Here is a 735-nt window from a genome sequence, read left to right as displayed (position 1 = left end):
AACAGCGGCAACAAATTGGAAGTACACGTTTGAAAAACTGCAAGCATACGATGCAAACGGAGTAGCGTACAAGTATGAAGTGAAAGAACAGCCAGTAGCCGGATATGAATCCCAAGTCAGTGGTACTGACATCACAAATACAAAAGTAGCGAAATTGACAGTAGAAGGAACAAAAACATGGAACGATAACAACGCAACAGATCGTCCAAGCACAATCAAAGTAGACTTACTACAAAACGGTAAAGTAGTAGATACAAAAGAAGTAACAGCGGAAACAAACTGGAAATATGCATTTGCAGATGTAGAAGCATATGACGCAAATGGAGTAGCGTACAAGTATGAAGTGAAGGAACAGCCAGTAGCCGGATATCAATCTGACGTACACGGTTATGACATCACGAATACAAAAGTGGGCGAAACGAAAGTAGAAGGAACAAAGACGTGGAACGATAACAACGCAACAGATCGTCCAAGCACAATCAAAATAAACTTACTACAAAACGGTAAAGTAGTAGATACAAAAGAAGTAACAGTAGCAAGTGAATGGAAGTACACGTTTGAAAAACTGCAAGCATACGATGCAAACGGAGTAGCGTACAAGTATGAAGTGAAAGAACAAGCAGTAGCCGGATATGAATCCAAAGTAAATGGTACTGATATCACAAATACAAAAGTAGGCGAAACAAAAGTAGAAGGAACGAAAACATGGAAAGACGATAACGCGAAAGATCGTCC

1 protein-coding gene is annotated in these 735 nt (G+C 39.9%); it reads left to right on the top strand.

What is annotated here, in order from left to right:
• Window positions 1-735: Cna B-type domain-containing protein (locus JDS95_RS30430; protein WP_199691046.1), on the top strand; the 735-nt coding region annotated here is incomplete at both ends.

Origin of the sequence: Bacillus cereus group sp. N24 (genome assembly GCF_016483345.1) — a bacterium.
Classification (GTDB): Bacteria; Bacillota; Bacilli; order Bacillales; family Bacillaceae_G; genus Bacillus_A; species Bacillus_A toyonensis.
Note: the sequence above shows the minus strand (reverse complement) of the source record. Positions and strands in the feature narration are given on the sequence as shown.